12 protein-coding genes are annotated in these 13,134 nt (G+C 55.6%); 4 read left to right on the forward strand and 8 right to left on the reverse strand.

Features of this window, described 5'->3' with window-relative positions; translation table 11 throughout:
* Positions 1 to 878 precede the first annotated feature (878 nt).
* A complete protein-coding gene (locus tag GGD50_RS22090; protein ID WP_183939365.1) occupies positions 879 to 1,316 on the forward strand; it encodes a universal stress protein in 438 nt (145 codons plus the stop codon).
* A gap of 190 nt (positions 1,317 to 1,506) precedes the next feature.
* On the opposite strand, the gene GGD50_RS22095 is transcribed toward GGD50_RS22090, so the two are convergent.
* A complete protein-coding gene (locus GGD50_RS22095; protein WP_183939367.1) occupies positions 1,507 to 2,337 on the reverse strand; it encodes a universal stress protein in 831 nt (276 codons plus the stop codon).
* A 192-nt stretch (positions 2,338 to 2,529) separates the two neighbouring features.
* Between GGD50_RS22095 and GGD50_RS22100 the strand changes: the two genes are divergently transcribed.
* Both GGD50_RS22100 and GGD50_RS22105 read left to right on the forward strand, forming a co-directional pair.
* Positions 2,530 to 3,786, forward strand: coding sequence for an efflux RND transporter periplasmic adaptor subunit (locus GGD50_RS22100; protein WP_183939369.1), 1,257 nt, complete (start codon positions 2,530 to 2,532; stop codon positions 3,784 to 3,786).
* Positions 3,780 to 5,900: an ABC transporter permease gene (locus GGD50_RS22105; protein ID WP_246451420.1), complete on the forward strand. Its 2,121-nt coding sequence runs from the start codon at positions 3,780 to 3,782 to the stop codon at positions 5,898 to 5,900. Before GGD50_RS22100 ends, GGD50_RS22105 begins: the two co-directional genes overlap by 7 nt.
* 180 nt (positions 5,901 to 6,080) lie before the next feature.
* Here GGD50_RS22105 and GGD50_RS22110 read toward each other — a convergent pair whose 3' ends face one another.
* Entirely contained in the window at positions 6,081 to 6,626 is a 546-nt protein-coding gene (locus GGD50_RS22110) for a hypothetical protein (RefSeq protein WP_183939371.1), read from the reverse strand.
* 32 nt (positions 6,627 to 6,658) lie between these two features.
* Positions 6,659 to 7,672, reverse strand: coding sequence for a hypothetical protein (locus GGD50_RS22115; protein ID WP_183939373.1), 1,014 nt, complete (start codon positions 7,670 to 7,672; stop codon positions 6,659 to 6,661).
* Between the two features lie 159 nt (positions 7,673 to 7,831).
* On the opposite strand from GGD50_RS22115, the gene GGD50_RS22120 reads away from it, so the two are divergent.
* The gene (locus tag GGD50_RS22120) at positions 7,832 to 8,185 is read left to right on the forward strand and encodes a hypothetical protein (RefSeq protein ID WP_183939375.1); all 354 of its coding nucleotides are present in this window, start codon (positions 7,832 to 7,834) and stop codon (positions 8,183 to 8,185) included.
* Between the two features lie 176 nt (positions 8,186 to 8,361).
* Here the strand turns inward: GGD50_RS22120 and GGD50_RS22125 are convergent, their stop codons facing one another.
* The 5 genes from GGD50_RS22125 to GGD50_RS22145 form a co-directional block, all read right to left on the reverse strand.
* Positions 8,362 to 9,489, reverse strand: coding sequence for a site-2 protease family protein (locus GGD50_RS22125; RefSeq protein WP_183939377.1), 1,128 nt, complete (start codon positions 9,487 to 9,489; stop codon positions 8,362 to 8,364).
* 255 nt (positions 9,490 to 9,744) lie between these two features.
* Positions 9,745 to 10,083, reverse strand: coding sequence for an ATPase inhibitor subunit zeta (locus GGD50_RS22130; RefSeq protein ID WP_183939379.1), 339 nt, complete (start codon positions 10,081 to 10,083; stop codon positions 9,745 to 9,747).
* A 144-nt stretch (positions 10,084 to 10,227) separates the two neighbouring features.
* The gene (locus GGD50_RS22135) at positions 10,228 to 11,652 is read right to left on the reverse strand and encodes a trypsin-like peptidase domain-containing protein (protein ID WP_246451422.1); all 1,425 of its coding nucleotides are present in this window, start codon (positions 11,650 to 11,652) and stop codon (positions 10,228 to 10,230) included.
* A gap of 265 nt (positions 11,653 to 11,917) precedes the next feature.
* A complete protein-coding gene (locus GGD50_RS22140; RefSeq protein ID WP_183939383.1) occupies positions 11,918 to 12,358 on the reverse strand; it encodes a DUF3775 domain-containing protein in 441 nt (146 codons plus the stop codon).
* Positions 12,359 to 12,434: 76 nt separating this feature from the next.
* Positions 12,435 to 13,082, reverse strand: coding sequence for a BON domain-containing protein (locus GGD50_RS22145; protein WP_183939385.1), 648 nt, complete (start codon positions 13,080 to 13,082; stop codon positions 12,435 to 12,437).
* Between the last annotated feature and the right edge of the window lie 52 nt (positions 13,083 to 13,134).

Consider the following 13,134-nt stretch of genomic DNA (forward strand, 5'->3'; position numbering starts at 1 on the left):
CCCGCCTCCATACGCTGGAGAAGCTCCAGCTTTTGACTTTCATCAATATTTTTTAGCCGTTTGGCCATGCCCAGTTCCCTCTTCTTGCGAGGAACTGTCCGCTATTTTCCCGGTCTCAGGCTGTCTCAGTTTGAGGGTGCACTCCAATCGTGTCCGGTTTTTGATTGGAACGCCGTCCGGTAAATCATCGGAATCTACAACAGATGGAATAAAACAGCGGCATGATGCAAGTTTCCGTCCGATAAGCTCTATTATTTGCATTTTAATTCATCTTATACGTGAATATTACTCGGGTGACGAATTGATGTAAAATATTTTTATTCTGTATATTTGATTCATCTCAAGGATGGAATTGGCAGAACCTGCTTCTCTGCGCGTGGAGTGAAACGGAGGAGCTGCAATGGACACCCACTGGTCGACGGAAACTTCGAACTCATTTGCCACATTTCAAACGGCCGATTTTCAATTGACGAAAATAGACACTGGCAATTGGCGTCTTCGAATCCTGACGCAAAGAGGTAATGCCTGGGTTCGAGTCAATGGGCCGGCCATCGACATTAATGAATTGACGTTGTCGCTCCAGGCGGCAAACAGCTTTCTTGGTCGAGCGCGAGTGAACGGGCTTTGCACCGAGTACGTCGGTCCTTTCGGCAGAAGTCTGATATAGTGTGATCCTAAGCGGAAGTTGCTTGCAAGCGAGAACCTACATCTATGCCGGACGGATGAGCCCGGTATTCGGGGCGGAGTGTCTTCGAAATGGCTGCGACAAAAGCCAAATCGAGCAAACAAGGTGCGTCGAACGGGGAGCGACGTTTGTTACCGATCAACGATTCGGACGCTGAGGGGTGATATTGTTTTAAAGACCAGAGGAGGGCCAGATGTTTTCCAATATTCTCGTTCCAACAGACGGGTCGCCGCTTGCTCTATCAGCCGTAGAACGGGCCGTCAGCTTTGCTCGTGATGCAAATTCGTCGATCATCTTCATCACGGTTATCGAGCCGTTCCGTTTATTCTCAATCGACAGCAGGCAGCTTTCTAGCACACGCGAAGATTATATGAAGTTCGCGGATGCCGAGGCCTCGCAGTTCCTGACCGAGGCTGAGATGAAAGCGCGTGACCAGGGTGTTGTCTGCCGCACGCTTAAAGTGGAAGGAGACGACGTCTATTCCACGATCATCAAGGCTGCGATCGATAATGGCTGTGACCTGATAGCGATTGCTTCCCACGGTCGGGGAGGGGCCGGCACTCTGCTGATCGGCAGCGTGACTGCGAAGATTCTCAGCCATTCGCGCATCCCGGTTCTCGTCTATCGTTGAGCGAGCAAGAAAAATTTGGCTGATAATGGGAAGATGGCTATGATCGCTGCTGCCCCATAGCTGCGGTGATATTCATCTGCGATGAGCTGACGGTGGATCATATCCTTGTGACGGCAGCCCAATCCCAGACTTCTCTTCCATATGAAGTGCATCCAAAGATCGGAATTTTGCTCGGAGAGTTTGAGAGATTTCAGCGGGTCATGAGGACAGGCACCTCACGCTGCTCGACCATAGTCCTTGTTACGCCACCAAAGAAACGTTCCCGCAGCCACCAATGCCCATAGGCGCCCATCACGATGAGGTCGGAGTGTATATGGACAGCATGGTCAATCAGGACGTCGGCGATCGGTCGGCCGTAACTGGCGAGCCGTTCAAGTTCAACACGAATGCCGTGGCGTGCGAGGTAGCGCGCCATATCCGCGCCCGGTTCGGGATCTTCGTCGGATGCCAAACGTTCCGGGTCCACCATGATGACGTGGACCATTTCCGTTGACTTCAGGAAATCGAGTGCCGCACGGGCAGCACGGCTTGCAACAACGCTTCCATCCCATGCAAGAAGAACCTGTTTCGGATGCAGGCTCGAAAGCGGCCTGTCGGGCATGAGGAAGACAGGTCGGCCAGCCTCGAACAAGAAGCCATCCATGAGGTTTTGTCTTAAATCCGGATCATCGAGAGCGCTGGCGCCTGCCAACGCGAGATCGCAATAGAGCGCGCGCTGCCCAAACGCAGCGGCTGCCATCCCACGGTCGGGATAGATGCTCGAAACATCGAAGGACGAGACTGCCGAGGCGCACTCCTTCTGACACTGAGCAACGATCGAAGCGAGAGTCTCGGAATCCCGTTTGCGTTTTTCCAACCACGTCTCGCTGACAGGGTAATCGCCGACGGGGGAGGGATCGGCGATCGCCACGGCAAGCACCGAAAGATGGCTGCGTTCTTCGATGGAAAACATCAATGCCTGCTGGAGATCCATTTCCCAGTCAGTTCGCCCAATCACCAGCAAGATCGATTTCGCATCCATCGTCGTTCTCCGCAGAGGTTGATGGATTCGAGGCTATGTCTCTTTGCCGATTGCGACATTGACGCCGGTCAAGATTACCATCGAAACCCGTCCGCCGATTGCGGCAATCGATTGCCGCCGATGATCTTTGCTTAAGATCAATGCCCAGAAGTTCCTTTCGTGCCAAGAGAAAGGCAATGAGGAGTACTTCACATGGACGGTTCGGTGGAAGCACGGGTGTCGGGGGAAGTATCCCCGCCAGGACTAAAGCATGGGGGCCGCAAGCGTCTTCAGCGTTTGTCTTGGCTGCTGGCGAGCGGTGCGATTATCTCGGTAATTGTGCTCGCCGTGACTTGGCAGCATGTCGCGCAGCCGGATCGTCCCCCCTTCGAGACGGTGCCAGTTGGCAGAGGAGATGTGATCCGGCAGGTGGCGGCTACCGGCACGGTGAACCCGGAACTGACGATCATCGTTGGCAGCTACGTCTCCGGACCGATCACTGAAATTCGTTGCGACTACAACACGGTGGTAAAAGCTGGGCAGGTCTGTGCGACGATCGATCCGCGCAGCTACCAAACTGCAGTGAACCAGGACAGCGCCAATTTGTCGGTCGCCAACGCTCAGCTCAAGAAAGACAAAGCCAATTTGGACTATGCACGGCTCAACTATGAGCGGAACAGTCGCCTGATAGGCTCTCAGGCGGTCTCGCAGGATACTGTTGATATTGCCAGAAGTCTCGCCGATCAGGCCGAAGCGCAGGTCGCTCTCGACGAGGCAACCATTGAACAGCGCAAGGCGGAGCTTTCCGCCGCACTGATCAATCTCGACTATACGAACATAAGGTCTCCCGTAGACGGTGTCGTAGTCTCTCGCAATGTGAGCCAGGGCCAAACGGTCGCGGCGAGCTTCCAGACACCGACCCTCTTCCTAATCGCCACCGACCTTACCAGGATGCAGGTGGACACGAATATCAGTGAAAGCGATATCGGCGCGATAAGGACCGGCGAAGCGGTCGCCTTCAGCGTCGATGCATTTCCCGATCGCACTTTCCGGGGCAAGGTAAAGCAGGTTCGGCAATCACCGCAAACTGTCCAAAACGTCGTTACGTTCGACGCAGTCGTCAGCATCGACAACGGGGATCTTGCCCTCAAGCCAGGCATGACGGCGTCTTTGATCATCACTACCGATCATGAGACGGATGTTCTACGTGTTCCCAATCAGGCTCTGCGGTTCGAGCCGAAAGACGCCCTGGTAAACCGGACTGTATCGCAGCCGTTCGACACCAACGGCACTCACATATGGGTAGAGCGAAACGGTGAGTTCTCCGCGATACCTGCAAAGCCGGGTATCAGCGACGGCTCTTATACTGCGATCGATGAGGGCAACCTGCAAGCAGGTGACAGGGTCGTTGTTGCCCAACGTTTGCCATCAGCGGATGCCTCAGCTTCATTCCGCTTTCTGAGATGGTGAAACTCGGTGCTGCGATGACGTATCAAATAAGCCAACCCCTCATAGAACTTCAGGATATCACCAAAACCTTTGTGATCGGCGATACACACCTCGCTGCGGTCAGTGGGGTGACCTTTTCAATAAGGCGCGGGGAATTTGTCGCGATCATCGGTTCGTCCGGTTCGGGTAAATCCACGTTGATGTCCATTCTAGGATGTCTCGACCGGCCAAGCGGCGGCCGGTATCTCCTGGAGGGTATCGATGTTGCCAAGCTTGCGGAGCCGGAACTTGCAGCGGTCCGCAGTGAGCGCCTCGGCTTCGTTTTCCAGAGCTTCAATCTTCTACCACGCACAAGTGCCCTCGAAAATGTCTGTCTGCCACTCTATTACGCCGAAGCCGGCGCCGGTAGCAGGGCGGGCATGATCGAACACGCACATGTCGTGCTTGCGCGCTTGGGTCTTGGAAACCGCGCACACAATACGCCCGGCCAGCTATCAGGTGGGCAACAGCAGCGGGTCGCGATAGCGCGCGCCCTCGTCAATACGCCGCGGCTGTTGTTGGCTGATGAGCCGACGGGCAATCTCGACACGAAGACATCGCATGAAATCATGGACGTGCTCGTCACTCTCAATCGCCGCGAAGGCGTGACGATAGTGATGGTCACGCATGAACAGGATATTGCCGCCTATGCTGATCGTGTCATCACAATGCGCGACGGCCGGATTGTCTCGGACGAGCAGAAAGAATACCGGGATCGCACAGCCGACTCTGATGTCCCCATCATGTCTGCAGGCCGCGGTGATCGCGTCCGATTAGGATCCGGCGGCGGATTTGCTTTCGGCCGGATGGCGCTGGACGCGGCGGTACAGGCCATCATGCGCAACAAGATGAGGTCAATGCTGACGGTGCTGGGGGTTTTTATCGGCGTCGCGTCACTTATTGTCATGGTGGCCGTAGGACAGGGAGCGAATATCGCGGTTAAAAAGCAGCTCGAAAGTCTCGGAACGAATGTGGTGGTGGTTTTGCCCGGTGCGCTGATCAGCAGCGGCGTGCGCGGCGGATATGGGAGCGCAAGCACGTTAACAGTTGCAGACGCTAAAGCGATCAGTGAGGGCTCGGCAGTTGCCAGCGTCGGCTACCTTATCCGCCAGCAGGGTCAGACCGAATATGGCGGAAACAACTGGACAACAAATATTCAGGGGGTCAGCGAATCCTATCCAGTCATCACAAACTGGCACCTAGCTACGGGTGATCCGATTACCGGCGACAACGAACGCAACAGAGATTTGGTGGCGGTCATCGGTCAAACTGTTTATCGCCAGTTGTTCATGGCAGGCGAAAATCCGATCGGAGCGACGATCAGGATTAGGAATGTGCCGATGCGCATCGTCGGTCTGTTTGCCGCCAAGGGGCAGTCTGCGATGGGGCAGGATCAGGACGATGTCGTCATGATCCCGTTTACAACCGCTGAACGACGCGTGCTTGGCGTTGCAGCGCCGAGCCAGGCGCAAACGCCGAATAACTGGGCTTACCTGCCGGCGCCTAATCCCTACAATCTGCAACCTCGCCTGACCGGTTTTACCAACATGCTGTTCGTGCAAGCCAAGAGCGCCGAGCGCGTGCCCGACGCGATCAACGACATCAATACCATCCTGATGCGGCGCCACAATATCAAGACGGCCGAAAGCAAGGACTTTGATGTACGGAACCTCAGCCAGTTCGCGGAAGCGGCAAAAAGCAGCAGCCGCATTATGGCGCTCTTGCTTGCGACCGTTGCATCCATTTCGCTTCTGGTGGGCGGTATCGGCATCATGAATATCCTGCTCGTGTCGGTGACTGAACGGACGCGCGAGATCGGCTTGCGTATGGCGATCGGCGCGCGACGTTTGCATGTGCTTTTGCAGTTTCTCGCTGAAGCGATCTTCCTTAGTGTAAGCGGCGGCATAGCCGGAATTTTCATGGGCAGCGGCATGTCGTTGATCGTCTCGCAGGTCTTTCAGTGGCCCGCACCCTTATCGGTGGCAGCGATGGCCGGAGGCTTTCTTTTCGCCGCGATGGTGGGGATCTTTTTCGGATATTATCCCGCACATAAGGCGGCCAATCTCAATCCGATCGAGGCACTTCGATATGAATGATCTAAACGGGGACATTTGCGCTATTTGGGCCGCCTTAGACAGCCGCGCTCCTGCTGTCCGAACCACAACTGGCAAGCTGCAGTAAGGCGAACGATGATCACTTGGGCCATGCGGTTCAGGTGTCATCCCAAAGCGGAGAAGCGATATGAACCTCGCCTTGGCAAGACGATGTTATGTTCATCATCGGTCTGCGGTTATCGAAACCACCCTTACATTGGCTGCTGCCAGACGTTGATAAAGACGGCGTCGACGGGCAATCTCCCACCAACCATAAAGGAAGATTTCCAATGGCCGCCAATTGGCGACCCAGCCAAAAATCAGGAGGCTTTCACTGATGACCTTTGCTGGGGCCGCTGGGCCGGCCAAATTGCTGATGATCTGGCTTGCAACGATACTGAGAGCGAGCACGGGGATGCCGATCACAAGAGCTCGCCGTCCCTCTCGCAGCAACTCACGCACCTCCCGGTAGGCTTGAGCCGCGCGATCCTGAAAATTATAGCAAAGCGCCTGTTGCAACGTCTCAATGGCAGCCGTGCCAGCTTCTTCGCCGGTTAGCTGAATGACTATTTCAAGCATTGCGTTGCTGGGAGCCTCCTGGGCCCACTCGACGATAAAGCGCTCCGCTTCCCTGTCGAGATCTCTTTCGCGGAACGGGGTGGGATCAAGCGAATTGAAAAGCCGTGCGGCACGATCGACTTGGACCAGGATAGTGTAAGGGTTCTCCATTTGCCGATCTCACAACTCAAGGTGCCCCGCTATCAAGCAGTTTTGGAAACTTCTTTGGCGACCTGGATATATTTCAAGGCTAGCGGCTGCCACTTCCAGGGATTTCGTGGATTTGGATCCAAGAAGTGGGCCATGCACATCCGAGCCCGCAGCACGGCTCGGAATATCACATAGAAACGATATAACTTTTCGGGTGGTCGACCGCCAAGGAGAGAGGCGATCCTACTCATCAAGAGATCGGCGACCCAGGGATATCCGGCAATGCTGCATTCCTTGCCGAATTGTGCGATTTCTTCGTAGGGATCAACAATCCGCATCATGCGGTTGAACTCCAGGCAATCGATGATCTGAAGAGGGTTTCCCAGCCAGACGTGTTCGGGCCTGAGATCGCCGTGCCCTTCGCGAAACCGACCCGAAGCAATTCTATCCTGCAGTTCTGGAGCGCATTCTTGGAGCAGGCGGTGTGCCTTGTTCAGAAGCGGGGATAGTTGTGCGGCAAGCCCGAATTCCTTGCGGCAAAGGACGACCGCGTCGATATTAAGCTGCTCAGCAAGATAAGCCAATTGGTGATCGGCGTCGATCCTTTCGGACGGCAGGCTCTCGAAAAAGCGCGAAAGAAGGGATGCGATAGCTTCGATGTCCAGTTCTTCCTGCAGACCAGCCCGCATTCGAGTGTCGAGCATATAGTAATCTGAGAGCCGCTGCATCTTCACCACCCAATCAACGGCTTCCCCGTGGTCTCCGAGGTGAAGACCTCCATCGGCTGCGCGGCAGATCGGCAGTACAGATAAATAGGTGTTGCTTGCCAGCCGTCGGTTCAGCCGGAGTTCTTCAAAACAGAAATGGCGTCGTTTGGCGATCGAGGAGAAGTCGAGGAAAGGATAACGCACTGGCTTCTTGATCTTGTAGACGCGGCTGGCTCCGAGAAACAGCCACGACATAAGCGTCTCGCGGATTTCAAGCGTGTCGCCATCAGCCTGGCATAGATTGCCAAGCAGGAGTTTTATTGGGCTATGGAGATCAACGGTCCTATCCATCAACTGCATTTGAGCACCGATCCCGCACGTTCGACATTGACGGAGGTCAACGGCCGAAAGACTGATACAGCGAGCGCGGCCAATGTTTGATGAAGATCAACGCGCGCGGCCGTATTGCAGGTAATCTTAGGATGAATGTGGTGAAGATTAAGACGCGGAGGTGACGTGATGTTTTCGGCAAGAAGAGACTATCTCGTAGGTCCGTCGCGCAATGCAATGCCGTGTTTAGGAGAGATTGAAGGGCGTCTTCTTGTGCTCGAGACAATCGCGTTGACAGCCCTGCCGGCGCTCTACCAAGCGCATAAGGGGGATAGGCGGCGCGTGCTCGCAAGGATCAGGCGCGCAATCAAAGATAAATGCAACGATGCAAAGCTCAGCATGAGTGATGTCGACGCGGCCACTTGTTATGCAATGGAGCTTCTGGAAACGGCCGAGGAGCAAGTCGATCTGGAACCGCAGGCAAGCAGCAAGCGGCAAGAAAAAACGCCTGAAAAGTGCGCCGAAGTTCACGTTCAAACATAGGCGTGACGGAACAATATTACCGCGTACGTAGAATGCTTTTGTCAAAGCCGCAAAACTGTTAGGCAGAAAGCCGTCGAGGGGATGCCTTTCCTGCCGATGCTCGATATATCACGAATGCAGATGCTATAATCTGCCGTCAACCGGCTTTCTTTTAATAGCTCAGCGGCCAGAGGTACTTAGAAGCGATACTTCAGCCCAACATGGCGCAGATGACCGAGTTTGAAATCACCGGATGCCGCTGATCGCACCATCAATATCTCACCAATTGTCTCGTAATTGATAAGGCCGCACAGCAAGCCTGCGTCATCGACCACTGCCACCACTGAGGCATCTTCCTCCCGCATGCGACCCAGGCCTTCCTTCAACGGGGCTCGATAGCCGATTTCCGGAATGTCGCTGCGCATAGCCTGCGCGACCGGCGTCTTAGGCCCTTGTTCCTTCAGCGCCGTGATGATGCTGTTGCGGTTAAGCAGGCCCACGAGGTGCCCATCAGATCCAACGACAGGAAAATCGTTTTGCGTCGTTGCAAGCAACTTGTCGACGGCCTCTTCGATGGAAGAAGAGCGGGAAAGGGTCTCGAATTCGGTGATCATCACGTCCGACACGCAGACATGATCAGCAAGATCCTCAATCTGCGCATCCCGTTCCTCGCTGGTCGCGGCAAGATAGACAAAGACCGCAATCACGATGAGCCAGGGATTAAAAAGCAAACCGAAGAGACCGAGCGCAAGGGCAATGCCCTGCCCGATCGCTGCGGCAATCTGGGTTGCTCGAACCCAGGGCAGCCAGAGGCACAGAATGGCGCGCAGAACCCGGCCGCCGTCCATTGGAAATGCCGGGATCAAGTTAAACAACATGAGAAAGATATTGACGCCTGCCAGTCTCACGAGAAAGCCGATGCGGGGGTCCTGAGGCTCGAAAGCCTGATCCAGACTTCCCGTCCCTCCGATCACCACCATGATCAATGCCGTTATGGCAAGGTTCACGAGCGGACCGGCGATGGCGATCAACATCTCTTGCCGTGGCTCTTTGGGAAGTCGCTCGAGAGTTGCCACGCCGCCGATCGGCAGCAACATGATCTCCGGTGTTTTGATGCCGAAGCGGCGCGCGACGGCGATATGACCGAATTCATGCAACAATACGCAGCCAAAGACCGCAACGATAAAGGCCAACCCATCCCAAGCGGCCCGCGCTCCACTGATTTGATAGTGGGCCAGCCATATCCAGACGAGTAGGATAATAAAGGTCATATGCACGCGGATCGCGGTTCCAGCGATCGTACCAATCTTAAGTGACCATCTCATGCCTTAACCCTCATCTGAACTTAACGTGCTGTCATGTCGAACGATGCAGGCAATCGGGGTGTTTCAGCTTGTCCACAAGCATGGGCACCCACAACCCCATGGCAACGGCAATTCATGCTCCAACGGTTCCAACACCTCAGAAGGAGCAGTTTTGATCTGCGCAGGTCTCAGTGCAGTTCCGGGCATCGACCAATGCCTATCGCAAAGGCCAGTCAGGCTTTAAAAAGCCTTGGGGGGCTTTGATTATCACCGTCCTCAGCTCGACCGTTGCTGGTCGGCATCGGCTAGGCGAACTTGCTGGGCCGCATCGAGGGAAAACTTGCGCATTGTTTCACGCAGACCCTCCTGTTCGATGGACGCGCCTACAGACTGCAGATCGGACCATATTTTACGAAACACACCTTCATCCCCGGCTTCCGCAAGACCTGCTGTCATGACCTCACCGAAATAGGCGTCGACATCCCGCCTGCCGATGAGGTCAGCAGCCCAGCGCGACAACAACCTGTCGCGCCTCGCCCGTACCCGAAACGTCTGCTCGAGCTTTGTCACGTATTCCTTTTCTGCAGCTTCCTCGCGCTTTTCAAGAATGGTCATTGAAACTTCCTCCACGTGAAGGCGCCAATATGGCGAGCTCCAATAACGTCACTTTGATCGAATTCCGCGATTGCGCGTTGATGTCCGTCAAATGTGCAGGATCTTTTTCAGACGACATCGCGTGCGAGCGGAATTTTGCCCGATTTATTTCACCGCTAGAAAGCGTCTGTGGCCGTCACGGAATATTCCCAGCAGAAGCAAGTCATTTTCTTGTCGTGCGGCATCGATAACCGATTGCGGCGTGGGCGTTGGCTTTTGACCGACGCTGATGATGACGTCGCCTGGCGTTAAGCCGGCCGCAGCAGCCCTGCTGCCGTCGATGGTGGAGGCTACAAATGCGCCTTCCACTTTGCCGAAGGCATCCGAGTCCGGCTCAAGCGTCTGAAGCGTGACAAGCGCCAGCAAGCCTTCTCCTTCCACCTCTACCGGGCGAGGTGTCTCCACGATGGGTATGCTTGCGCTCAGCGTCGCATTTACGTCGACTTTGCCATTGGGGCGCATCACGGACAGCTTGACCACCATGTCGGGCGGAAGGGATGAAATCGTCATACGGAGCTCGCCGGCGGTCCGGATCGGCGTGTCGTCGACGGCGATAATGACATCTCCCATCATCATTCCAGCCCTCGCGCCGGCAGACCCGGGGATGATTTCGCCAACCAGAGCACCCGTCGAGGCTTTGATCCCCAATGCCCTCTCGAAGTCGGTATTGTTGTCCTGTACCAGGACGCCAAGCTGGCCCCGGCGAATTTCGCCATGCGCAATGAGTTGCTCCATGACGTCCTTGGCCATGCCGACTGGGACGGCAAAGCCGATACCTATGTTTGCGCCCGACGGGCCCAGGATAGCAGTATTAATACCAACCAGTTCTCCTTGAAGATTGACCAGAGGGCCGCCCGAGTTGCCGGGATTGATGGAGGCGTCGGTTTGAATGAAGTTCTCATAACCTTCGAGCCCAAGCCCAGTCCGACCAAGAGCGCTAACGATTCCAAATGTGACCGTCTGGCCAAGGCCAAATGGATTGCCGATAGCAACGACATAGTCTCCGACCCGCAGTTTTTGCGAGTCACCCAGATGCGCGGCGATCAGACCGGTTGCTTTGATCTGGATGACAGCCAGGTCGGTATCTGGATCGGTGCCGATGACCGCGGCGTCATAGCTGTCGCCGCTGGCGATCGTGACTTTGATATCAATGGCGTTGTCGATGACATGATTGCTTGTCAATATGTAGCCGTTTCTTGCATCGACGATCACGCCGGCACCGGTTGTCTGGGAGATGCGTATTAGGGGGGCGCTGTCGTTTGAAGGGCCATCAGGTTTTTCGGCGCCGGGCATCACGAGTGAGCTTTCATCGTTGGCCCCGCCTTGTGCTCGGACTGCGATGCTGACGACGCTAGGCAGAACATGCTCGAGCATCGGTGCCAGGGATGGTTGCTCTAGGGAAGCCGCCCCGGCCTGGCAAAGGCCCAGGAAAAATATAAGACCGGCCGAGATAGTGACTTTTAGGCCGTTTTGCAGGAAATCATTTAAAACGCGGCTGCTGTTGCTCCTTTGGTATCTGTCTGCGGCCATCTCCGTCGCCCTCCATTGAAGGTCACTAGGATGGATTGGAGGAACGATACGTGCATTGACCAACCTCAAAGAAGCCACGGCATTCGGTACAGGCGGCGCGGTACCAGCGTTCTTTTCCAACATCAGCGACGGTGATGTCTCGCAGCAATGGAAAATCCCACGCCCAGCGGGGCCCCATAGATGGCAGCGCGGATTGCCAACGAAGAGCGCAGCTACGATGAACGCCCGACATTGGCGCCAGTGCCCACGACGGACTGCGGCAAGTTCAAAGATGGTCCCGGGCAGCGATTTCGCAGGATTCACCAAACATGGACAGTGCTTCCTCGAGATAATCGGCGAGTAGTGGCGTACCGAGCAGATAATTGGCCGTTCGGTGATTATGGACCTCGACCGCGAGATCGCGTATCTCGAGCCAGTCCTCTGCGGAACCGTCGCCGCGGCCCAGCCAGACTAAGGTTACGAGGTCGATCTGCTCATCCTCGCTAAGCGCCCATATCGCGCTGCGAAGCTCCTCCTGAACCGGATCGTCGAACCTGTCCTCAAGGACATCGATCATCTCGTCGTCTGAAGGATTGGATGCCGAGCCTTCGTCTGTGACAGCGTCTTTCACGTCGAACTGGCGCGCCCTGAAAACGAAATAGCAGACCTTGTCGGGCGAAATCGTCGCCGGCCAGCCCGGCGGTTCTCTATCTCGAACGTCCTTCATCTTTGGCCTCCATAGCAAGCACTGCATGCTTTGAGCGAATGCGGGCAGCTCGCGGACAAGCTGTCCGCATTCCGTGCTAGCCGATTGAAATATGATCTTCGACCGTTCGTACGCCCGGGGCGGACCACGCAGCATGTTCGGCTGCTTGCCGTTCAGACCAAGTCTTCACCTTGCCATCGAGCGTCACTTTGCCATCTGCCACATTCACGCGAATGGATTGTGCTTCAAGCTCGGCGTCTCGGCGGAAGGCATCCTCGATGCGTTTCCTCACGTCCACGGAACTGACGCGTGGCATCACCTCTATCATGTTCGACACGCCGATGACTCCCGACAGATCTCGAACAGCAGCGGCGGCCGCATTCTTTTGGTAGTGCCATTCCACCTTGCCGTTCAGGGTAATCCAGCCCTTCTGCACCCGAACCTGAACCGTATCCTTGGGGATGGCGACATGCCAGCCAATCATATGGATGGCGCGCTTGGCGATCTCGTCATCCGCAGTGATATGTGTTCCCGCCGGTCGAACCTCGATCTCCTGCGCAATGCCCTTGACGCCCTTGATACGCCGCACCACGCGTTCGGCGGTCTCCTTTTCGGCGTAAGTCGCAACGTGGCCGGTGAGCGTGATGACACCTTCGTCCGCCGTGACGCCGATGTCGGCTGCGTCAATGCTTGGTTCGAATTCCAGCTCGTCGATCACGTTCTGGCGAAGTGTGATATTGTTCATGAGATAGCCTCCTTGTTGATATCTCAAACAATAAAACAGTAGGACGATCTCT

Source organism: Martinezella paranaensis (assembly GCF_014200235.1).
Lineage (GTDB): Bacteria > Pseudomonadota > Alphaproteobacteria > Rhizobiales > Rhizobiaceae > Rhizobium > Rhizobium paranaense.

Coding starts and splice junctions, on each gene's coding strand:
- GGD50_RS22095 (WP_183939367.1), bottom strand. CDS start 2,337: ATGGATGCGAAATCGATCTTGCTGGTGATTGGGCGAACTGACTGGGAA.
- GGD50_RS22100 (WP_183939369.1), top strand. CDS start 2,530: ATGGACGGTTCGGTGGAAGCACGGGTGTCGGGGGAAGTATCCCCGCCA.
- GGD50_RS22145 (WP_183939385.1), bottom strand. CDS start 13,082: ATGAACAATATCACACTTCGCCAGAACGTGATCGACGAGCTGGAATTC.
- GGD50_RS22130 (WP_183939379.1), bottom strand. CDS start 10,083: ATGACCATTCTTGAAAAGCGCGAGGAAGCTGCAGAAAAGGAATACGTG.
- GGD50_RS22110 (WP_183939371.1), bottom strand. CDS start 6,626: ATGGAGAACCCTTACACTATCCTGGTCCAAGTCGATCGTGCCGCACGG.
- GGD50_RS22125 (WP_183939377.1), bottom strand. CDS start 9,489: ATGAGATGGTCACTTAAGATTGGTACGATCGCTGGAACCGCGATCCGC.
- GGD50_RS22140 (WP_183939383.1), bottom strand. CDS start 12,358: ATGAAGGACGTTCGAGATAGAGAACCGCCGGGCTGGCCGGCGACGATT.
- GGD50_RS22090 (WP_183939365.1), top strand. CDS start 879: ATGTTTTCCAATATTCTCGTTCCAACAGACGGGTCGCCGCTTGCTCTA.
- GGD50_RS22135 (WP_246451422.1), bottom strand. CDS start 11,652: ATGGCCGCAGACAGATACCAAAGGAGCAACAGCAGCCGCGTTTTAAAT.
- GGD50_RS22115 (WP_183939373.1), bottom strand. CDS start 7,672: ATGCAGTTGATGGATAGGACCGTTGATCTCCATAGCCCAATAAAACTC.
- GGD50_RS22105 (WP_246451420.1), top strand. CDS start 3,780: ATGGTGAAACTCGGTGCTGCGATGACGTATCAAATAAGCCAACCCCTC.
- GGD50_RS22120 (WP_183939375.1), top strand. CDS start 7,832: ATGTTTTCGGCAAGAAGAGACTATCTCGTAGGTCCGTCGCGCAATGCA.